This is a genomic window from Paenalicyclobacillus cellulosilyticus (assembly GCF_014647315.1).
Classification (GTDB): Bacteria; Bacillota; Bacilli; order Alicyclobacillales; family Alicyclobacillaceae; genus Alicyclobacillus_J; species Alicyclobacillus_J cellulosilyticus.
Genome location: NZ_BMOY01000004.1, coordinates 38,115 through 59,256 on the forward strand (window position 1 = coordinate 38,115; position 21,142 = coordinate 59,256).

A 21,142-nucleotide genomic window follows, 5' to 3' on the forward strand; every position below is an offset into this window, starting at 1 on the left:
CGACGACCGGCTTGATGGACCCGCAAGACAGGATGAACCCGCGGTTGGAACCAACCCCATCCGCGGATCAGACAAAGGGCGGGTGCGACCCCGCCCCGTTTTCCGCGCCGTTTGGTGCGCTCACTGCACAGGCTTCAGGTGCATGAGCACAATCGCCTGCGCGTAGTTCTGCCACGGTGCCGGGTTGATCCACGGGTTCTGCGGCGTCGGGAAGCCGGTGTACTTGGCGTCCCGGTATTCGAACCAAACCGGCCCGTAGAACAGCGGAATGCTCGGCAGGTTGTCCATCATGAAGCGCTCCAGCTTGTAGATATCCTTCTTCTGCTGGGCTTCGGAGCTGGTCTGCGAGAAGTCGGCCAAGATGGCGTCGACTTCCTTCGAGCTGAGCTGCTCGACGTTGTAGTTGCCGTGCGTGTCGAGCATGTTGTAGTACAGGAAGTACGGCGTCGGGCCCGTATTGGTCCAGGAGATAGCCAGGTCGTAGTTCTTCTTGGCGCCGCCCAGGTCGCTGTTGTACGCCCCGAGCTGCTGCTCCTGCACCGTCACCTGGATGCCGATCTTCTTGAGGTCCTGCTGGATGAGCTGTGCACATGTATCCCAGTCGGTCCAGCCTGCGACCACCTTGAGCGTGAACGACAGCGGCTTGCCGTTCTTCTCGTAGATCCCTTGCGCGTTCTTCTTGAAGCCCGCCTGCTGCAGGATCTTCTCCGCTTGCTGCGGGTTGTACTGCGGTTGCGTCTTGCTCTTCGGCAGGCTGGGATCAAGCCACGCAGCGTTGTTCGGCAGCACAAGGCCCGTCAGACTGGCCGGCTTCGTGTAGCCGTACTCCGCCTTGTTCGCCAAGGCGTTGCGGTCGATGGCGAGCGAGATGGCCTGGCGCACCGGCAACTGCGACAAGAGCGGGTTCTTGAGGTTGGTGTAGAGCATGATGACGTTGCCGGGCGGGAAGAAGTAATGGTTGTGCTTCGGGTCGCGGCTGACGAACAGCTTGTCGATCTGCGGGATGAACATGCCGTCCCAGTCGACCTTGCCCATCGCCAGCGCCATGTTGCCCGCGTCGTTGCCGGAGTAAGCCGGGAAGTCGACGACCGGCACCGGCGGCTTGCCTCCCCAGTAATTCGGGTTGGCGTTGTACTTGTAATCCTGCGGCGTGAACGACCCCAACGTGTACGGGCCCGTGCCGACCGGCTTGGTGACCGTCACCTTGGTCGGATCGCCCAGCTTGCTCCAAATGTGCTTCGGCACGATGAACTGCGACAATACATACGCCGCAAACGGAACATTGGCGGTCTTGAACTGGAACACGACCGCGTTCTTGCCCTTCGCCGTCACGGACGCCAACTGGGTCCAGATGCCCGCCGTATCGGCGGCAGGATACTTCTTCAACTCCTGGAAGGTGAAGACGACGTCATCCGAGGTAAACGGCTGCCCGTCGCTCCATTTGGCGTTGCTGCGCAACTGCACCGTCAAGGTCTTGTTGCCGTTGCTCCAGGTGTACTTGGTGCCGAGCAACGAGAAGGTTTTGCCGCTCACGTTGTCCAAGTAAAACAGCGGCTCGTAAATGAGGCCGAGTGTTCCGTAGTTGCCGCCGTTGTTGCTGGCGGTGAACGGATTGAAGTTGTACTGGAAGTTGCCGTTCGGCGACGGCACGACCACGAGCGGCTGCGGATTGGCCGCCGAAGCCACGGTCGGCAGCGCGGCGCCCGCCGCCAGCGTGGAAGCCGCGAGCGACGCCAACGTCGCCACGCGCCAGGTCATCTTTTTCACCACAATGCCATCCCCCTTCATCTTGTCACCTTCATGTCCAGACAAGTTTTCGTGGCGCGAACATGTTTCGCGAACCACGGAATTCCGGAACACGACGCTTCCCCGCACCTGCCGAGCGCGGCATGCCTTGTCGGTTGCAACCGCTTGCGCCCGGCCGACATCCCCCCTTTCCCGAACCTCCTTGGCCAGGTCAATACCCGCCTCCCGCCCACCGCACAAAATGAAACCGCTCACACGGGTGGTCACACGAGGGAGAGGTGAAATGACGCTGGCATCCATGCGCTGTCATCATGGGACCGTAAGCGCTTGACCGTGGTTTCCCCTCTCCGCTTGGGTCTTCTAAATTCGATCCATTCTACGCGTGCGGCGAATTTCCTGCCGGCCATCGCGAGGAGACAAAAATTTCGTTGAACCAGCTCACTTTCGAGTTCGCTTTCGGGGTGCAACCCGCGCATGCATTGCGCACGCATCCACGCGAAGCGAGGGTTTTCACGCACCCCTGACTCGCCGCCCATCCGGCGCTCCCTCCCCGCCAGCTTCGCACCTCATTTATCTGCGCCGTCACCGCTGCCCCATCTCACCCGCCGACCGGAGCCTTGCGGCACACCGCGACCGATTGGCGCACCACCAACTCCGTCGGAATCTGGAGCACCGGCGGGACAGCGTAAGGGTCCTGAATCATTTGGATGAGCGCTTGGGCTGCCATCTCGCCCAACTTCCGGCGCTCCTGGCGCACGGTCGTCAAAGGCGGTTGGGTGGCGGCGGCCACCGGCAGGTCGTCATACCCGATGACCGAAATGTCCTCCCCCACCGCCAGGCCTCGTTCGGCAATGGCCCGCATCGCGCCGATGGCCATCATGTCCCCGGCGCAGAAGATGGCCGTGATCTCGGTGTACTCCGCGAGCAGGCGGCGCGCCGACTCGTAACCGGAGTCCTCCGAAAAGTCGCCGTTGCACACCCACTCCGGTCGGAACGCCAGGCCGTGCCGCTGCAAGGTCTGCTGATAGCCGATGAGACGGTCATGACCCGGCTTGGTCGCGAACCGGTCGCCGATAAACGCGATATTGCGGTGCTGCATGGCGATGAGGTATTCGACCGCCTGCACGGCGCCCTCGACGTTTGTCGACGAAACATACCCGGCACGCGGCCCCAACAGGTCGAGATCGACAGACATGCAGGGGATACGGCTTGCCGCCAGCGCTTCCAAGTCCGGGCTCGTACGCCGGACGCCCATCAATGCCACGCCGTCAACCCCGCGCGCACGCGCCCGGTGTTCGTAACTCTGCACCAACGCGCGGCCGGGCGTGTTGGTGAACAACAGCACGTCGTAACCCTCCGCCGCGGCCACGCGCTTAAACCCGTACAGCACCTCTTGGAAAAACGGATGTGTCAGGTTGCCGTCCTCATCGACTTCGTAAAACACCCCGATGATGTATTAGCGCGTGCGCTGTCCGGCTCGCCGCGGCCCGTCATACCCTAACTCCGCCATAGCCCGGCGGACGCGCCTGCGCGTCTCGTCGCTGACGTCGGCGTAGCCGTTGAGCACCCGCGATACCGTCGCCGGCGAAACGCCCGCTCGCCGCGCGACGTCCGAAATGGTCGGCACCGAAACCTCTCCCCCCGTCGCGCCCGGCGGCGCCGAAACATTCGTAGATTGCAAAATGAATCAAGGTGTAGTATGAGATTTGTCACCCGCCCGCAAAATCCTTCTTTCATGATTCTGACATTTTACGGGTGTCCAGGTGATCTTTTGGATACGGAGATCCATGCATCTCCCGCGGAATGGCGGCCAAGCACCAAGCGAGAAGCCTATGCACCTGCATGCGCAAGTCAGGGGCAAAGATGAACGAGCGCCAACGGCCTTCGAAAGGTTTTAGGAGGTTCCTTGCCCGGAGTGTTCCATCAACCGCGGGGAACGACCGGGCGCACGGTCTCCCGGACCACGAGCTCGGTCGCGACCGTGATGACGGACGGCAACGCCGTCGGTTCCTCAATCATCCGCAATAACGCCTGGGCAGCGCGCCTTCCCAACTCCTCGCTGCGTTGGCGGATGGTTGTCAACCCTGGCGTCACCATGCTGGCCGGCCGGATGTCGTCAAAACCGATGACAGAGATGTCTTCCCCCACGCGCAGGCCGCGATCGCGAATGGCCCGCATGGCACCGATGGCCATCAGGTCGCTGGCGCAGAAGATGGCGGTGGGAAGTTCGGACATCTCCAGCAAACGCGATACCGCCTGGTAACCGCCAATTTCGGTGAAATCCCCGTCCAACACCCAATCCGGGCGAAACGGCAACCGAAATTCCTGCACCGCGCGTTGAAAACCAATGAGACGGTCGTGCCCCGGCTTGGTCGCGAACTTGTCGCCGATGAACGCGATGGCCCTGTGCCCATGCTGCACGAGAAACTCCACCGCTTGGATGGCACCGCCGACATTGTCGGAGGTTACATAGCCGGCGCGCGGGCCGATGAGGTCGAGATCGATGGACATACAGGGGATCCCGCACGTCGACAGGGCAATCACGCCGGGGTCTGTTCGCGGCATCCCGAGCACCAACAACCCATCCACATTGCGGTAGCGCGCCACGGCCTCGTAACCCTCGCGCTGCAATGCAGGGCCGTTTTGCGAAAAAAACAGGACATCATACCCTTTTTCGCCGACGACATGTTGAAACGCCGTCAACACTTCCTGAAACACCGGATGGCGAAGCCCGTCATCCGGCCCCACCTTTACAAACGCCCCGATGGTCATCGACCGCTTTGTCGCCAACCCGCGCGCCATCGCACTCGGCTGATAGCCAAGCTCCTGTGTGATCTTTTGCACCTTGGCGCGCGTCTTCAGGCTGACGTCGGGATACCCGTTCAAGACGCGCGAGACGGTGGCCGGCGAAACGCCAGCCCGTTTGGCAATATCGTAAATGGTGACCACGTGCGTCCGATTCCTCTCTGGTGATTTCTCCGACGATTTCACCGCGACCATCTCAACCTTGTCTCGTCTCCGGGATGCAAGCGCTGCACCCATCCCTGAACACTGCCGGCCGCTGGAACCGCTTTCGGCCCGGGACCTGTACATTCAAAAGCGTCGCATCCGTTGCATCCTATTATCGTTGCGTGGGCGCGTTCATGCAAGAGGGTTGCATCCTGCGCGGCGGGCCGAAGGGCACGTGTCCCCTTCGGCCCGCCGTTGCATCTGGATCGGATGGGATGAGCAAAAAGCAAGCTTACCTTCCCAGTAACCGGCTCACATAAGCGTAGCTCTGGCGCACGCTGTCGAGCGGGGGTTGCTGGCACACGTCCTGCTCGATGATCAACCACTCCACGCCCGTTTCGGCCGCGACCTCGAGGATGCCCGGCACATCCAACGACCCGCTCCCGACCTCCGCGAACGACCGCTGCTCGTCGGCGGCCATGTCTTTCACGTGCAAAAAGCGGCACCGGCCCGCGTACTTGCGCAAATACGCTTTGGCGCTCTCGCCCGCATACTCGACCCAGTACATATCGAGCTCCGCTCCGACGAAGGACGGCTGGGTCCATTGCAAGAGCAGGTCCAAACCGTACTCCCCGTCGAACGTATCGAACTCAAATGCGTGATTGTGGTAGCTGAACAAGATCCCTGCCTCATGGCAGGCGGTGCCGATACGATTCAGCGAGTCCGCCAGTGCTTGGTAGGCCGCGCGGCTGTTCCGCCGCTCCGGCGGCGACCACGGGCAGGCGATGTGGCGCAGACCCAGTTCTTTGGCGTACGCCAATGCCTCATCCAGCTTGGACTCCAGAACATCGAGCGGCACGTGACTGGAGACCGGCTCGAGGCCCAACTCGTCGCACAACGCCCGCAGCTGAGGCGCGGTATACCCCCCGTATCCTGCGAACTCCACCCCGTCAAAACCCATCTCTGCCACCTTGCGCAAGGTTCCGGCAAAATCATCCTGCAAGACGTCCCGCAAGGTGTACAACTGCACCCCGACTTTGGGCATGTTTCTCCTTCCTCCAATCCGCCGTGGCTCAATCCGGCGCGATGTCCAAGTCCATCCGTCCATCATGATGACGCGGTGTTCACACCGCCGCGAGGACCCGCCGCAGTCCGGCCAGCGCCCGCCGGGCGACCTCCAGGTCCGGCTCGGCGAACGGTTCCTTGCGCAACACCTCAATCGACACAGGCCCCGCATAGCCGATGTCGGCCAAGGCCGTGAAGAACGCGGCCAACGGAATGCGCCCTTCCCCGGGCAACAACCGTTCGTTGTCGACCGCTTCCGCCGGAGGGCGATCCGTGTCGTTCACGTGCACGTGGGCAATTCTGTGCACCGGTATGCGGCGGATGTCCTCCGCGGTTGCCTCCGTGGTGTACCAGTGATAGCTGTCGAGCAACAGCCCGATGTTTGGCGCACCGATGCCGTCGATGTACGCCAAAGTATCGGCCATGGTGTAGACGAACGGATACGCCCGGCCCCGCAGGTGGTGCGGGCCGACAAATTCCAGGCCGAGCCGCAGCCCGCAGGCGGCCAGGACCTCCGCACAACGGCGAAACCTCACCGCCAAGCGGCTGGCATACGGGACCGGCAACTCATCCACGCTCGGCCACAACCATGTGCACGCGCTGCGGGCACCCAACTCGGCTGCCACCGCCGCAGCCTCCGGCAGGCGTTCCAGCCCCGCTCGAAACACCGCTTCCTCCGCGTGCACATCGACCGGCAGGCCGAAGCTGCCCAATTCGATGCCGCGATCCCGAAACAGTTTGCGCACAGCCCGCATCCCTTGTGCGCGCACCAACGCGACCACCGCGCCCACGTCGGCCTCGACCGCCGTGTAACCCGCTTGGGCAGCGATGTCCAGGTACGCTTCCAAATCACGCGTTCTGACCAAGGACGGATTCAGGCATGGTTTCACCCAGCTTCCCCCTTTGCCGATGGGCCGTGGCAGTCGTTCCTGCCGCGGCACACTGCCATCCTACGGCTTTGCCCGCTGAAACACAACCGGATGCGCGGCCGGTTGCACCGTGACCGCGGTCAGAGAGTACGGTGGCAGGCTGAGCATGAGCGCACCCTGTCCAGTCACGCTGCGCGCGGATATGCCGCTGTACGATCCGCTGGCCCATGCGACATCCGCGCGCCACGCACCGGCAAGCGGCAGGTTGGCTTGCACCGTCACGGATTGCACAGGGTCCTCGTTCAAAAGCAAAAGCCCCCACCCGCCTTGGCGGCGCTTCACCGCGTGCGCGACCACCTGCGGCTGGGAAACGGTGGCCGGCACCATCGTATCGCCGGGCTCCGCGAACCGGTGCAACAGGACGAGCGCCCAATAGGTCGGGAACGGCGTGTCCGCCGGTGGTTCCTGCAGACTGCCGTACTTCGGGTCCCCGCCGCTCGTGGCGTTGGCGAGCACCCCGTAATCCCCGTAGTTCAGCTTGCCGTACAACGCCCGGCTCGTGTTGTTGCCGGTCGAAATGCCGTTGTGCAAGTCCCACCAATCGACGTTGGCCGCCCCGTTCTCGAGCCAGGTCATGTAGTCGTCCGCCAGGAAGAGCGCGTTCACCGGGCTCGTCGTCTGTTTGCCCGGGTTGTACGAGACCGAGTTGGTCTCCGTCAGCATGATCTGCACCTGCTTCGCCCGCTCACCGCAATATGCTCGGATCTGTGCCCGCAGCTGCGCCACCATGCCCGGGATGCTCGACGTGCTCGCCAACAGGCCGGGATCGGATTCATTGCCAGGGTTCTGCGCGTACCAGTGCACGTCGACGAAATCGAGATAGCGCCCGAGCGCCTTGAGCACCACGTCGTTCCAACTCGGTTGCAACCCGTCGGGCCAGTTGCCCGGTGCGGTCAGCACCACCCCGATGCGGATGGTCGGATCCACCGCCTTCATCTTGGTGATGAATTGCAAGGCGTACTTCGCATAGGCCGCAGGCCCTTTTTCCTTATGCAGGTCGACCTCCCACGCCGGGCCGTACGATCCGTTGCCGTACACCTCATTCCCAATTTCCCAGTACTTCACGCCATACCGCTTCGTGATGTTCGCGTAGCGGACCCAAGCGGCCGCTTCGGACGGATCCCCCCCGCCGGTTCCCGCAGCGTTCGATCCGTAGTTCACCGTCACCATCGCCTGCGCGCCGGCCTTCTTCACGACGCCCATGAATGCGTCGAACGTGTCGGCAGGGTTGGCATACCCGGTTTGCCCCGGCGTGATGGACTGCGTCTTCCAGTGGTAGACGTCCGACGTCGATCCGCCCGGAAACCTGAGGATGGTGATGCCCGCCTGCCGGAGCAAGGAAGGCACTTTGTCGTCGAGCAGGTTGGCGTCCCAGACCGCGGTGTTGATCCCAAACGCGGTTTTGGGGATGACACCGAGCGGTTGCTTGGTCTCAAGCCGCACTTTGGCAACCACCCCGTCCCGTGCCCGCCCGTGTGCGAACCCTGGCGGCGCCACGGCCAAAGCGGTGCAAGCGGCCGCACACAACCATCGCATCCCCCACGCGAAAATGTTCTTCACGGTCCCACCGCTCTCTCGCACATGCGCCCGCAAAACGGTTTGCAAGCGCTTGCGACATGTATTCGCCGCCCTGCGTCAACTTCCTGCGCCGTCAACTTCCTGCGCCCCCCGCAGCAGGAGTATCCATGCGCGGGAGCACCACGATGAACGACGTACCTTGTCCCGGCCGCGATACCACTTCAATCCGCCCGCGGTGCGCTTCGACGAATTCTTTCGCAATGGCCAACCCCAGCCCCATGCCGCCGCTCTCCCGGCTGCGCGCCTCCTCGACGCGATAGAACCGGTCGAAGATGTGCGGCAGGTGTTCCGCCGCAATCCCCGGACCTGTATCGGAGACGGTCACGCGCACGTCCTGCGGCGTCTCCTCGACACGGACCTTCACCTCTCCGCCCGCCGGTGTGTAGCGCAGGGCGTTGCCGACGAGGTTGACGAACACCTGCGTCATCCGGTGCGCGTCGACCCAGACGTACACCGCGGGCACCGCCGCTTCCATGAACAGGCGGATGGTGCGTTCCTCCGCTTCAATCTGGAAATTCTCCACCACCCGCCCGACCAAGGCCACGAGCTCGGTCGTCCGTTTCTCCAACGGCAACACACCCGCCTCGGCGAGCGACAGTTGATGTAAATCGTCGACGAGACGGGTGAGACGCATCACCTCGTCCTGGATGGGCAACAGTGCGGCCGGTTCCGGTTGGCGCACCCCCTGCTGGATCAACTCGAGCTGGCCCTGGATGATGGTGAGCGGCGTGCGCAACTCATGAGCCACGTCGGCCACCAGGTGCCGGCGCATCTGTTCCATCTTGGCCAGTTGGGCGGCCATATGATTGAACGCCATCGTCACCTGGCCGAGCTCATCGCGTGTCTCGGCCGCCAGCTTGATGCCGAGATCGCCTTCGGATATCCGCCGGATGGCGTGGATGAGCTGCTGCAGAGGATGCGTGATCCGACGCGTCAGCCAAAACGCGACGAGGAGCGCGACGAGCACCGTCGCCACCGCGCCGGCGAGCGTCGCGTCCGCCATCGAGTCGAGAATTCGCTGTTCAAGGTGGTACAAACGCTGCAGGTCGCGATCCGTCAGCGCGAGGATGCCGACGGTGCGCCCGTTGGCCTGGATGGGGACGACGATACCCTCGGCAAGAAACGTGCGCCGGTCGAGCTGGGGAGACGGTGTCGCAAAGATGACCTGCTTGCGGTCCGGGCTGAGGATCTCGAGGTGCTCCAGACCCGCCACCGCGCCGGAGGAGAGGCGCTGGTCCAGCACCTGGGCGACGTACCGATCGACGTTGTGCCATGAGTTGTGATTATTCACATAATAATACGACAGCAAGGTCGCCCACTGCTCGGCGTCGCCTTCGCGAGCGGCCAAGGCGTAATTCTTAAACAGGTGCGCCATGTAGCCGTGTGACAGGGCGAAGAACACCACGGTCATAAAGACGATCAAGCTGACCATGGCGGAAAACAGCTTGGTCCGCAGGCTCACGTTCGCGCCCCCACTTTGCGTCCGTCACCCGCCGCTCACTGCTCGCCGAAGCGGTACCCGATGCCGTACACCGTCTGAATGTACACCGGGTTGGCGGGATCGTCTTCCAGCTTCTTGCGCAGGTGGCTGATGTGGGTGTCGATGGTCCGCTCGTAGTTCAGATACGCCTCGCCGATGGCCGCTTGCAAGAGCTGCAGCCGGCTGTAGACCACGCCGGGATTGGCCGCCAGGGTGACCAGGATCTTGAACTCGGTCGGCGTGAGCTGGACCTCCTGGCCGCCTTTCCATACGCGGAACTTTTCCTCGTCGATGGTCAAATCGCCGCGGACCATCACCGACTCGTGCTCGCCTTCCTGCTGCCCGCCGGCCCGGCGCAGCACGGACCGGATGCGCGCCACCAGCTCGCGCAGGCTGAACGGTTTGGTGATGTAGTCGTCCGCGCCCACCTCGAGGCCGAGGATCTTGTCCACTTCGTCCGCCCGCGCGGTGAGCATGATGATCCCGATGGACGACTGGGCGCGGATGGCACGGCACACCTCGAGGCCGCTCATCTCCGGCAGCATCCAGTCGAGCACCACCAGGTCCGGCTTGTGCTGTTCCACCATGCGCAACGCCTGGGTCCCGTTGGCGGCGGTGAGCACGCGAAACCCTTCGCCCTCCAGGTACGGCTTCATCACGTCGAGCACTTTCGGTTCATCGTCGACCAAAAGGATGGTGGCCGCCATACGTGGTCCTTCTCCTCACCTTCCCACGCCTCGTCCCGCTGTCCGTGCGCGGCCGGCCGCATGGATCCCGGCCGCGCCGCGCCGCGGGCGTTTGCGGTGGATTGCGCGCGTCTGGGCGTCAGTGTACCGTGAACGGCGTGCTCCGTCAACGTGCCCGCCCTTGGCCGTCCGCCTGGACCTCCTCCTGCGCCGATTCGCCTGGAGGGGACGCGTCAGCGAGGGCGAGCCGGCGAACCAGGTCCGCGACCACCACGTCCACGCACTTCCCGATGTCCCATGCCGCCGTGTCCACCACCAGTTCCGGGTGGGCGGGCGGCTCGTACGGCGCGCTGATGCCCGTGAAGTTCGGAATGAGGCCGGCGCGCGCCTTTTTGTACAGCCCCTTGGGGTCCCGCTGTTCACACACCGGCAGCGGGCAGCGCACGTAGACCTCGATGAAACGCCCCGGTGCGAAGAGGGCCCGCGCCGCCTCGCGGTCCGCCCGGTACGGCGAGATGAGCGCCGTCAACACCACGACCCCGGCGTCCACGAACAGGCGCGCCACTTCCGCAACCCGGCGCACGTTTTCCGCGCGATCCCGCTCGCTGAACCCAAGGTCCCGGCTCAATCCGTGCCGGATGTTGTCCCCGTCCAGCAGGTACGTGCGCACCCCCATCTCATACAACCGGTATTCCACCGCGTTGGCCAACGTCGACTTGCCAGCGCCCGACATACCGGTCAGCCAGAGGCAAAGGCCGCGGTGACCCGCCAACCGTTCCCGCATCTCGCGCGACACCTTGGCCGCGTGCCAGTAGATGTCATCCGGCAACGTCTCTTCCCCCCACCTCAGGCCGTCGTCTCGGCTGTGGGCGATGCCTGGTGCAACCAATGCGCCAGCGAACGTCCCCACACCGCTTCGAGCGCCAAGATGTCCGCGCGGAACCGCTCGAGCAGCTGCGCCCGCACGTCTGCCGACAACGGCTCCTTGCGCAGCGTGAGGTTTTTCACTTGCGTGCGCAGCTTCTCGCGCCACCGCCCGGGCACGAACGGCTTCAACAACCGGGTGAGGGCGTTCGATTGCGTCGCCATCTGATATAAGCCCGCGACCGGGACGCCCGTCATGTTGTAGCGGATGGATGTGTCGACGCGGACGCGCTCGTCGACCCCAAGAAAATGAAACACCTGCGCCAGCGTGCGCTCGGGTTGCGCATTGAATTCCTCGTACTCAATCAGCAGGACGTGTTCCCTGCCGAACACCCGGAGCAGATGCTCGACCTGCCGTGCGTACAACCCCACGGATGTATAGTGCCACAACGGTTGATAGTTGGCAGCACGCCGTGCCGGCTCCGCCGCCAAAGCCTCCAAGAAGGGCAGTGTCTCTCGTCCGTCGCGGACCAGGTGCATGTACGCACTGTACGCCCGGTCGACCGGGTTGCGCAACACCGCGATCACCTTGGGATGGTCGACGGTGCGGGCAATCCGTTCCAACGACTTCGGAAAGTACAGATAATACACCGACGACTCTCCTCGCACGCGCGCACCCTGCGCCGCTGCGAACATGCTTTGGTATTCGTCCAGCGACCGGATCAGGTTCTCGGTGAACGCCTCATCGCCCGGGCCCTCATACCGTGCCGGCATATCCGGGGAAGCAAAGAAGTGGGTCTCCTTGCGAGGCGCCATGTAGATGTCCGGGTGCTGGTTCAAGTAGCGGTCGAGCGACGTCGTCCCGCACTTGGCCGCGCCGACGATGAAACAGGTGGGCATCGCCGCTTGCCGCATGGCCCTGCACGCTCCTCTCGCACCAAATCAGGCCGCGCCGGCGCGGGCGCCGTGCGGCCTGCCTTGGTGCGGGCTTGTCTCCATCCATGTTAAATCACCACTATGGAACCTGTATGACGATGGTATGAAGAAGTTATGGGAACGGCGTGCAGGGGGGAAGCAACGGCGCGCACCCGGTGTCAGGCCATGAACCGGTATTGGGTCAGGACGAGATGATGATAATAGCCTTTGTTCCGCATCAGGACACCGTGCGTTCCGCGCTCCACAATCCGTCCGTCCTGGAAAACGAGGATCTGGTCGGCCTCGCGGATGGTCGAAAGGCGGTGCGCGACCACGAACGACGTCCGCCCGCGGAGCAGCGCCCGCAGCCCCAGTTGAATCAGGTGCTCCGTGTGCGTGTCGATGCTCGCCGTGGCCTCGTCGAGGATGAGGATCTTCGGATTGGCGAGGATGGCCCGGGCGAAGGAAAGCAGCTGGCGCTGACCCATGGACAGGCGGCTGCCCCGCTCGCGCACCTCCGTGAAATACCCGTGTTCAAGCTGGCGGATGAACTCGTCCGCGTGCACCGCCTTCGCCGCGGCGATGACTTCTTCATCCGTCGCGTCCGGCCGGCCGTAGCGGATGTTGTCCATGATGGTCCCGGAGAAGATGAACGTGTCCTGCAGCACAATCCCAATCTGCGACCGGAGCGTGGCGAGGTCCACATCCCGGATGTCTTTGCCGTCAATCAGAATGCGGCCGCTGGTGACATCGTAAAACCGCGCCAACAGGTTGATGACAGTGCTCTTGCCCGCCCCGGTGTGGCCGACGAGTGCCACCGTCTCGCCGGGTTGCACCCGGAACGACACACCGTGCAACGCCCGCTTGCCCGGCGCGTAGTCGAACACCACCTGGTCGAACACCACCTCGCCCCGGATGGGCGGCAACGCCGGAGCTTGCGGGCGGCTGGTGATGGTCGGACGCGTGTCGAGGTATTCAAAGATCCGCTCGGACGACGCCATCGCCACCAGCAGTTGGTTGTACAACTGCCCCAGCTGCGAGATGGGCGTCCAAAAATTGCCCAGGTAATTCGCAAACGCGACCAAAAGCCCGACCGTGACCTCACCGGCGGTCAACAGGTGCACCCCGTACCAGAACAACAAGACCGTACCTACCGATCCAGTGATGTCCACGATGGGCCAGAACACCGCGCTCAGCCCTGTGGCACGGCGGAACTTCTCCACATACTCTGCGTTCATGCGCTCGAAGAAGCGCTGGTTCTCCTCCTGGCGCACGTACGCTTCCGTCACGCGCATGCCTTGGATGGCCTCGTTCAGGTGGGCGTTGATGCGCGACATACGCACCCGGACCACCTGCCACGAACGCCGAATCAACACCCGAAGCCGCGTCGAGAGCAAAAACATGAACGGCACGACCACCATCGTCACGAGCGCCAACCGCACGTTCAGCGAGAGCATGATGACGACGATGCCAAAGAGCGTGATCAAATTCGTCAAACTGTTGATGATGCCGTTGGTGAACAAATCCTGCAGTGCGTTCACGTCGTTCATGATCCGCACCAGGACCGACCCAGCCGGCCGCTTGTCGAAAAAGTCGAAGGACAGTGACTGCACGTGGGAGAACAGGTCTTGCCGCAAACGCAGGATCACGTTTTGCCCCAGCTTGTTCGTCAGGTAGATGCGCACGCGTGCGGCGGCGAAGTTGCAGACGTACAGCGCCAACAGCGCCAGGGTGAGCGCCGCGAGCAACCCGGTCCGCTTGCCCGCGATGGCCACGTCGATGGTTCGCCCGATGAGGTACGGGGTGACGAGCGCCACTGCGATGCCGCCCGCCGTCGCGGCGAACGCCCCCCAAATCAACTTTGGGAACGGGGCCATGTACCTGAGCAACCGCTTGAACTGGGCGTACTGAAACGGCTTATCCAGCGTGTCGTCGTCCCGGTAGATGAACGGCGCACGCAGTTCGTCGTCCAAACGCCGGTCTTCCGCCATCACCACTGCACCCCTCTTTGCTCGTTGACGGCAGCCCGCAGCCAGTCATCCGAAAATTCGTCGCGATCGCGGAATTGCATCTCGAAGATCTCCCGGTACAAGCCGTCCTGCCGCACCAATTCGTCGTGCGTGCCCCGCTCGACAATCCGCCCGCCGTCGATGACCAGGATCTGGTCTGCCCGTTTCAGCGTCGAGATGCGGTGGGCAATCACAAACGTGGTCCGCCCGCGCATCACTTCCTGGAGGGCCTGTTGGATGGTGTACTCGGTTTCCATGTCGACGGCGCTGGTTGCATCGTCAAGGATGAGGATGGCCGGGTCTGCCAGGATGGCCCGCGCGAGCGCAATCCGCTGCTTCTGCCCGCCCGAGAGCCCCAGCCCGCGCTCGCCGACGATGGTCCGGTACCCATCCGGCAGCTGTTCGATGAACTCGGCCGCGTCGGCGATGCGGGCGGCCCGCGCCACCTCTTCCATGGTCGCGTCCGGCTTCCCGTAGGCGATGTTGGCGAAGATGGTGGTGGAAAACAAAAACGATTCCTGAAACACCACCGCCACCTGACGGCGCAACGCATCCAGGTCCCAGTCGCGCACGTCAATCCCGTCGACGAGGACACTGCCTTCCGTCACGTCGTAAAACCGCGGGATGAGGTTCACGATGCTCGACTTGCCCGCGCCGGTCTTCCCCAACAGCGCGATGGTCTGGCCAGGCTCCACCGTGAAGTCGATGTCGCGCAACACCTCCTGGCCGTCCTGCACGAGCCGGACGCCGCGGAATTCGACGCGCCCGCGCATCTTGCCACGGTAACTTGCGACGGGAGAGGTGATGGGATTCTCCGCCTCGAGGATCTCCAGCAGGCGCTCGCCCGCCGCGACCGACTGCGTCCAGTTGTTCAACAGATACCCCAATTGGGACATCGGGAAGGTGATGTACCACAGGATGCTGAAAAAGGCCACGAGATCCCCGAGGTCCATGTCACCCCGGATCACCAGCCAACCGCCCACAAAGAGGACGATGCAGACCTCCAGGTTCCCGATGAGTTCCATGTACGGAAAAAAGCGCTTCCACAAATCGGCCGCCGCAAGGTTGGATGCGTAGTACGCTTCGTTGCGCCCGTCGAACTTGCCAAGTTCATACCCTTCGCGCGCAAACGACTTGACGGTGCGCATCCCCATGATGTTCTCTTGCACCGCGGTGTTGAGCGCGCCGAGGGTCTTCCGCACCCGCTTGTACGCCGGCCACAGCAGGCTGTCGAAACGCACCGCAATCCAACCCAACACCGGCAACAGGACCAGGATGGCCGCCGTGAGCCATGCGTTGAGCGAGCACATCAGCGCCAGCCCGAACGACGTCAGGAGCACGAAATTCACCAAGTTGTTGAACCCAAACGCCAAAAACTGCCGGAAGGCGTCGAGGTCCGCGGTCATCCGGGACATCAGGTCGCCTGTGTGCACGCGGTCGTAATATGAAAACGGTTGCCGGTTGAGCTTCTTGTACAGCGCATTGCGCAGGTCATACGCCGCATGCATGCCAAAGACCTGGCCCAAGTACTGCTGGCCGAAGTTGAACGCGCCTTTGACCACGGCCGCCGCGAGGATGAGCCCGAGATACGGGAGCAAAAGGCGGTATTCCCTGCCGATGATGACGCGGTCGACAATCTGTTTCAATAAATAGGGATAGACCAGGCCGAGTGCGGTGGTCAGGACCAGCATGACGATGCTCAACACCAAGTACCGCATGTACGGCAGATAAAACCCGCGCAGCCGCCTGAAGACGTCCATCTTCGTCTTGCACCCCGCATTCCCCAGGGGCGAACCCTGTGTTCATGCTTGTTTCGCCGCGGTACACCCGCCGTGCCATCGCGTTATAATGATGGCAACCCGCCAAACCTTCCGGCGGCGACCGCGTCACGCTGAACATGTTAGCGTGGCAGCGGCGAGTTCTCACCCCATAAACTTGCTCTTTCTTGGGAAGATCTTGCGAGGATGTGCCTGTCCATGGCCGATGCCTGCCGATGTTATTACCGGACATATCACCATACACCGAGCGATCTCGCGCGGCGCATGTGGTTTTACGTGCACGCCGTGGGATGGTTTCGCTGCAGTCCGGCGTACGATGTCTACCGGAAATCGTTTTTCGGCTACCTCCTGATGTACGTCCGCAGCGGCCGGGGTGTTGTGGTCCAGGACAGCAAATCGTTCCCTGTCGATCCAGGCTGCATCGTGTTTTTGGACCTCACGCGGGAACACCGCTACTACGCCGCGGCCAATGACCCCTGGGAAATCCTGTGGGTGCATTTCGGAGGACAGCAGTGCGGAGAATACCTGCGGTTGTTGGAAGCCGACCTGTGCCCGGTCTTACCCGGCACGCCGCACAGCGAAGTTTTGTTCATGCGCCTGTTCGATTTGTTCCGATGCCGGCCGGCAGGCGCCGAGGCGCGGGCGGGATCGCTCATCACCCGCATCCTCACCGATTTGGTCGGACAGCGCCTGGAAGCAGGGGCACTGCCGGACGTGCCGTACGAGGCAGGGTACCCGGAAAGCATCCGCGCTTCCATCGCCTACATGGAACGCAACTTCGCGCGGCCCCTGAAGCTCGAGGAATTGGCCCAACAGGCGTCGCTGAGCCCCTTTCACTTCGCGCGCCTGTTCAAGCGCGTCACCGGGATGTCGGTGATGGAGTACCTTTTGCACTACCGGATCCAGCAAGCGAAGCACCTTTTGCGCGAGACCCGTTTGTCGGTGCGGGAAATCGCGGATATGGTCGGGTTTTCCGATCAAAGCTATTTCAGCAAGCTGTTCAAGCGCTACGAACACATGACGCCGACCGCGTACCGAATGACCGTCCACGCCCCGCATCCGTCGCCGGGACGCCGGTGAGCACGGAGGTCGCCGCTCAGGTGACGCCGCCGTCCGCCGCCGGCTCCACCGGCATCACACAATGGACCTCGTGCACCGCCGCCAGGCTGCGCAGCGCCGCCGCCACCCGCTCCACCTGGCCGTACGGAACCTCGTGCGTGAGGATGACAATCTCGGCGCGCCCCTCGTACGCCCGCTTCTGCAGCACGCTCTCCATGCTCACCTCGGCATCTCCGAACGCCGCCGCGATGCGCGCCAGCACCCCGGGCCGGTCGTCGACCGACAGGCGCATGTAGTAACGCACCGGGTCGAACCCGTCGGGCAACACGCGCTTATCCGGACGGCAGAGCAGCGCCGCTTGGCCGGTGACGCCCAGCTTCAGATTGCGCAACACCTCAATCACATCGCCCACGACCGCGCTCGCCGTCGGCATCGAACCGGCGCCGCGTCCGAAGAACATCAGGTCGCCGGCGGCATCCCCGCGCATCAACAGGGCGTTGTACGAGCCGTTCACGTGCGCAAGCGGATGGTCTTTCGGCACCAAGGCAGGTCCGACGCGCAACGACAACAGCCCGTCCCGGTCGGCGCCGACCGCCAGCAGCTTGATGACCATGCCGAGCTCATCGGCGTACGCCACGTCGGCCGCGGTGATGTGGCGGATCCCCGTGACCCGGATGTCTTCCAGCCGCACCTTCGCGTGAAACGCGATGGACGCGAGGATGGCCAGTTTGCGGGCGGCGTCAAGCCCGTCCACGTCGCTCGACGGATCCGCTTCGGCATATCCCAGCGCTTGCGCCTCCGCGAGCGCTTCGGCAAAGCCGGCGCCGGTGGCGGTCATCTTGGACAAAATGTAGTTCGTGGTGCCGTTGATGATCCCTTTGATGTCGGTGATCTCGTTGGCGGTCAGGCACTCCTTGAGCGGGCGGATGAGCGGAATGGCACCGCCGACCGCCGCCTCGTACCACACATCGACCCCGTGGCGCTCGGCCGCCTCCAGAATTTCCGGCCCGTGCGCCGCGATGAGGTCTTTGTTCGCGGTCACCACGTGCTTGCCCGCGGCCAGAGCGCGCAAGATCAGGGTGCGCGCCGGTTCAATCCCGCCGATGGTTTCAATCACCACCCGGATGTCCGCATCGCCGAGGATGTCCTCCGGATCGGCGGTCAACCGCTCATCCGCCAGGGCAACTTGGCGCGGCTTCTGCAGATTGCGCACCAACACCTTGGTGATCTTGGGCCGAAGCCCCGTCAGTTCAAAAATCTTCTCCCGGCGCCGCCGCGTCAGCTCGATGACGCCGGAGCCGACCGTCCCGCACCCGAGCAAGCCCAAACACACGTCCATCGCTGTCACCACTTTCTGCCATAATCCCTGTACTGCCCGACCGCCCACCGCCGTCCCGCCGGTTGTCACGTCCGGTGACACCCGCGCGTTAGCCGCGCACCTGGCCGGTACCGCGGACCACGTACTTGTAGGTCGTCAGCTCCGCCAGGCCCATCGGCCCGCGGGCATGGAGCTTCTGCGTCGAGATGCCGATCTCGGCGCCAAACCCGAACTCAAATCCGTCGGTGAAACGGGTCGACGCGTTGTGGTACACCGCCGCGGCGTCGATCCGCTTGAGAAACGTCTCGGCCGCCTGCGCGTTCTGCGTCACGATGGCTTCCGAGTGCCGCGTGCCGTACCGGTCGATGTGGCCGATGGCGTCCTCCAGCCCGTCGACCAGCTTGAGCGCCAGGATGGGCGCGAGAAATTCGGTGGCAAAGTCCTCTTCGGTCGCCGCCCGCAACCGCTCGTGCACGACCCCCGCTGCCCGCAGCACGGCGAGGCTTTCCGGGCATGCCCGCACCTCGGCGCCGTGATGAAGCAACGCGCCGACCAAGCGCGGCAGCCAACCCGACAGCGCCCGGTCGACCAGCACCGTCTCGATGGCATTGCACACCGAAGGGCGCTGCAGTTTGGCGTTGAGCACAATCCGCTCCGCCATCGCCAAATCCGCGTCCGCGTGGACGTAGACGTGGCAGTTGCCGACCCCCGTCTCGATGACCGGGACGCGGGCGTTCTCCACCACCCGCTGGATGAGGCCCGCACCACCGCGCGGGATGGCGAGATCGACCAGGCCGCGGGCCTGAATCAGGATATCCACCGACCCCCGATCCACGTGCTCGATGAGTTGAACCGCATCCGCCGGCAGACCGGTGCGTTGCAGGCCATCCCGCATCGCCGCGGCCAGCGCGCGGTTGGTGCAAAGGGCCTCACGACCGCCCCGCAGCACCGCCGCATTGCCCGTCTTCACCGCCAGCACCGCCGCGTCCACCGTCACGTTGGGCCGCGCCTCGTACACCATGGCGATGACGCCGAACGGCACCCGCACCTTCTCAATCCGCAACCCGTTGGGCCGCGTGTACGCCGCTTCGACCGTCCCGACCGGATCCGGCAGGGACGCCACCTGGTTCACGCCGGCGAGCGTGTCCTCGAGGCGCCGCTCGGTCAGGCGCAAACGGTCGATTCTCGCCGGTGTGTCCCCGGCCGCTTCCGCCGCCGCCACGTCCTGCGCGTTGGCCGCCAACACCTCGTCCCGCCGCGCCCAGATGGCGTCCGCCATCGCAACGAGCGCCCGGTTTTTCTCTTCCGTCCCGGCGGCCGCCAACGCCCGCGCCGCCCGCTGCGCAACCCGCAACTGGGCATAGATCGCTTCTTTCAGGCCTGCCTCTGCTCCTGCCACCCGCATCGCTCCCTTGCCAGATTGTCATGCTGCCATCCGCCCGCCGCCGGCCCGCCGAACGGGTCCTTCCCATCAGGAGGGTTCCGCCGACCGCGACACGAGGATGACCAGGTCATTCCGGTGGACGACCTCCTGGAGGTGGGTCAGCACCTCGCCCCGGGCGCGCCGCTCCAGCAGCATGCGCAGGTCGCGATCGGAAAAATTGACGACGCCTTTGCCGAACACGCGGCCGTCCGGACCGGCGATTTCGACCACTGCCCCCTCCTGAAACGTGCCGATGACGCCGGTGACCCCCGGCAAGAGCAGACTGACCGACCGGTTGCACAACGCCTCCACCGCGCCGGCGTCCACCAGGATCCGCCCGCTCGCGCGCGACCCGTACGCCACCCACGACTTCTTGCCGCGCACCGGGTGCGGCCGGGCGTGAAACCAGGTGCCGACCGGCTCCCCGGCGGCGATCCGCAACAGCACATCCTCCGCCTCGCTCGAGGCGACGACGGTGTCGATGCCGGATTCCATCGCGATGCGCGCCGCCGCCAGCTTGGTGCGCATGCCGCCCGTCCCGACCTTGCTGCCGCGGCCGCCCGCCGCCCGCTCCATCTCCGGTGTCAGCTCCCACACGTCGGTGATGCGCCGGGCGGATGGGTCCCGGCGCGGATCGGCCGTGTACAGCCCGTCGATGTCGGTCAAGAGCACCAAGAGCTGCGCCTCGGCCACCAACGCGACCAGGCTCGCCAGCGTGTCGTTGTCGCCGAAGCGAATCTCTTCCACGGCGACGGTGTCGTTCTCGTTGACCACCGGGATGACCCCGTGCTGCAGCAGTGTCTCCATCGTATTGCGGATGTGGAGGAACCGCTTGCGGTCCGCGATGTCCGCGCGCGTTAAGAGGAGCTGGGCGATGAGGAGGCCGTGCTCCGCGAACCGGCGCTCGTACTCTGCCATCAGCAGCCCTTGCCCCACGGCGGCGGCCGCTTGCTTCTCCGGCAGGGTGATGGACGCCCGCTGCCATCCCAGACGCTCCGTCCCCGCCGCGACAGCGCCGGAGGAAACCAGGACCACTTGCCACCCGTGCTCAAAGCGCAAGCGGACCATCTGCTCAGTCAGGCGCGACACCTTCCGGGCGCACAAGCCGCCATCCGGGCTGGTCAGACTGCTCGAACCCACCTTGATGACCGCGCGCCGAACCTTCACGGTGTCACCCCTCCCCTCCGCGCAGGCGGGCGGATTGCCCCCTTTTTGCCTCGCTGTACCTCGAACCGGACTTGGCAGCTCCTGTGCGACACATACCAAGATGATACTGCAAAACGAGGCTTGGCGGAATGTGCCGCCGTCCCTGCCTTGGCCGCGGCGAACACGGCCGCGTGCGC

Annotated in this window: 17 protein-coding genes and 1 pseudogene; 2 read left to right on the top strand and 16 right to left on the bottom strand. The window is 64.1% G+C overall.

Translation table 11 applies throughout. From position 1 onward, the window contains the following. Positions 1-120: 120 nt before the first annotated feature. The 13 genes from IEX97_RS02210 to IEX97_RS02265 all read right to left on the bottom strand — a co-directional run bounded on the left by IEX97_RS02210 (position 121) and on the right by IEX97_RS02265 (position 15,981). Positions 121-1,770 (bottom strand): ABC transporter substrate-binding protein, encoded by a 1,650-nt coding sequence (locus IEX97_RS02210; RefSeq protein WP_229776252.1) that lies wholly within the window; start codon positions 1,768-1,770, stop codon positions 121-123. 574 nt (positions 1,771-2,344) lie between these two features. Then, complete coding sequence (locus IEX97_RS02215; RefSeq protein WP_229776254.1) at positions 2,345-3,190, bottom strand: LacI family DNA-binding transcriptional regulator; 846 nt, start codon at positions 3,188-3,190, stop codon at positions 2,345-2,347. A gap of 12 nt (positions 3,191-3,202) precedes the next feature. Beyond that, on the bottom strand, positions 3,203-3,373 hold the full coding sequence (locus IEX97_RS13490) for a LacI family DNA-binding transcriptional regulator (RefSeq protein WP_229776257.1): 171 nt from the start codon (positions 3,371-3,373) through the stop codon (positions 3,203-3,205). Between the two features lie 296 nt (positions 3,374-3,669). Further along, positions 3,670-4,695, bottom strand: a complete 1,026-nt coding sequence (locus IEX97_RS02220; RefSeq protein ID WP_188880887.1) for a LacI family DNA-binding transcriptional regulator — start codon at positions 4,693-4,695, stop codon at positions 3,670-3,672. Positions 4,696-4,987: 292 nt separating this feature from the next. Then, positions 4,988-5,740, bottom strand: a complete 753-nt coding sequence (locus IEX97_RS02225; protein WP_188880888.1) for a sugar phosphate isomerase/epimerase family protein — start codon at positions 5,738-5,740, stop codon at positions 4,988-4,990. 79 nt (positions 5,741-5,819) lie between these two features. Further along, positions 5,820-6,650, bottom strand: a complete 831-nt coding sequence (locus IEX97_RS02230) for a sugar phosphate isomerase/epimerase family protein (RefSeq protein WP_188880889.1) — start codon at positions 6,648-6,650, stop codon at positions 5,820-5,822. A 60-nt stretch (positions 6,651-6,710) separates the two neighbouring features. Then, entirely contained in the window at positions 6,711-8,249 is a 1,539-nt protein-coding gene (locus IEX97_RS02235; RefSeq protein WP_188880890.1) for a cellulose-binding protein, read from the bottom strand. A 91-nt stretch (positions 8,250-8,340) separates the two neighbouring features. Continuing rightward, on the bottom strand, positions 8,341-9,729 hold the full coding sequence (locus IEX97_RS02240) for a sensor histidine kinase (RefSeq protein ID WP_188880891.1): 1,389 nt from the start codon (positions 9,727-9,729) through the stop codon (positions 8,341-8,343). A gap of 35 nt (positions 9,730-9,764) precedes the next feature. After that, a complete protein-coding gene (locus IEX97_RS02245) occupies positions 9,765-10,454 on the bottom strand; it encodes a response regulator transcription factor (RefSeq protein WP_188880892.1) in 690 nt (229 codons plus the stop codon). Between the two features lie 145 nt (positions 10,455-10,599). Continuing rightward, on the bottom strand, positions 10,600-11,262 hold the full coding sequence (gene cysC / locus IEX97_RS02250) for an adenylyl-sulfate kinase (RefSeq protein ID WP_188880893.1): 663 nt from the start codon (positions 11,260-11,262) through the stop codon (positions 10,600-10,602). Positions 11,263-11,279: 17 nt separating this feature from the next. Beyond that, positions 11,280-12,212, bottom strand: coding sequence for a sulfotransferase family protein (locus IEX97_RS02255; protein ID WP_188880894.1), 933 nt, complete (start codon positions 12,210-12,212; stop codon positions 11,280-11,282). A gap of 179 nt (positions 12,213-12,391) precedes the next feature. Next, the gene (locus tag IEX97_RS02260) at positions 12,392-14,203 is read right to left on the bottom strand and encodes an ABC transporter ATP-binding protein (RefSeq protein ID WP_188880895.1); all 1,812 of its coding nucleotides are present in this window, start codon (positions 14,201-14,203) and stop codon (positions 12,392-12,394) included. Continuing rightward, the gene (locus IEX97_RS02265; protein WP_188880896.1) at positions 14,203-15,981 is read right to left on the bottom strand and encodes an ABC transporter ATP-binding protein; all 1,779 of its coding nucleotides are present in this window, start codon (positions 15,979-15,981) and stop codon (positions 14,203-14,205) included. The genes IEX97_RS02260 and IEX97_RS02265 overlap by 1 nt, the downstream gene beginning before the upstream one ends. Positions 15,982-16,149: 168 nt before the next feature. Between IEX97_RS02265 and IEX97_RS14085 the strand changes: the two are divergent. After that, positions 16,150-16,671, top strand: a pseudogene (locus IEX97_RS14085) (AraC family ligand binding domain-containing protein); the annotation flags it as partial. Positions 16,672-16,764: 93 nt separating this feature from the next. Beyond that, complete coding sequence (locus IEX97_RS14090; protein WP_479684755.1) at positions 16,765-17,079, top strand: helix-turn-helix domain-containing protein; 315 nt, start codon at positions 16,765-16,767, stop codon at positions 17,077-17,079. Between the two features lie 16 nt (positions 17,080-17,095). Here the strand turns inward: IEX97_RS14090 and IEX97_RS02275 are convergent, their stop codons facing one another. From IEX97_RS02275 to proB, 3 genes are all read right to left on the bottom strand, one after another. Then, on the bottom strand, positions 17,096-18,397 hold the full coding sequence (locus IEX97_RS02275) for a homoserine dehydrogenase (RefSeq protein WP_188880899.1): 1,302 nt from the start codon (positions 18,395-18,397) through the stop codon (positions 17,096-17,098). A gap of 88 nt (positions 18,398-18,485) precedes the next feature. Then, positions 18,486-19,754 carry a glutamate-5-semialdehyde dehydrogenase gene (locus tag IEX97_RS02280; RefSeq protein ID WP_373289374.1) on the bottom strand — a complete coding sequence of 423 codons (1,269 nt, stop codon included), beginning with the start codon at positions 19,752-19,754 and terminating at the stop codon, positions 18,486-18,488. 93 nt (positions 19,755-19,847) lie between these two features. After that, complete coding sequence (gene proB, locus IEX97_RS02285) at positions 19,848-20,966, bottom strand: glutamate 5-kinase (RefSeq protein ID WP_188880901.1); 1,119 nt, start codon at positions 20,964-20,966, stop codon at positions 19,848-19,850. Positions 20,967-21,142: the final 176 nt, after the last annotated feature.

Coding starts and splice junctions, on each gene's coding strand:
- IEX97_RS02265 (WP_188880896.1), bottom strand. CDS start 15,981: ATGGACGTCTTCAGGCGGCTGCGCGGGTTTTATCTGCCGTACATGCGG.
- IEX97_RS02255 (WP_188880894.1), bottom strand. CDS start 12,212: ATGCGGCAAGCGGCGATGCCCACCTGTTTCATCGTCGGCGCGGCCAAG.
- IEX97_RS02245 (WP_188880892.1), bottom strand. CDS start 10,454: ATGGCGGCCACCATCCTTTTGGTCGACGATGAACCGAAAGTGCTCGAC.
- IEX97_RS02260 (WP_188880895.1), bottom strand. CDS start 14,203: ATGGCGGAAGACCGGCGTTTGGACGACGAACTGCGTGCGCCGTTCATC.
- IEX97_RS02275 (WP_188880899.1), bottom strand. CDS start 18,397: ATGGACGTGTGTTTGGGCTTGCTCGGGTGCGGGACGGTCGGCTCCGGC.
- IEX97_RS02225 (WP_188880888.1), bottom strand. CDS start 5,740: ATGCCCAAAGTCGGGGTGCAGTTGTACACCTTGCGGGACGTCTTGCAG.
- IEX97_RS14090 (WP_479684755.1), top strand. CDS start 16,765: ATGGAACGCAACTTCGCGCGGCCCCTGAAGCTCGAGGAATTGGCCCAA.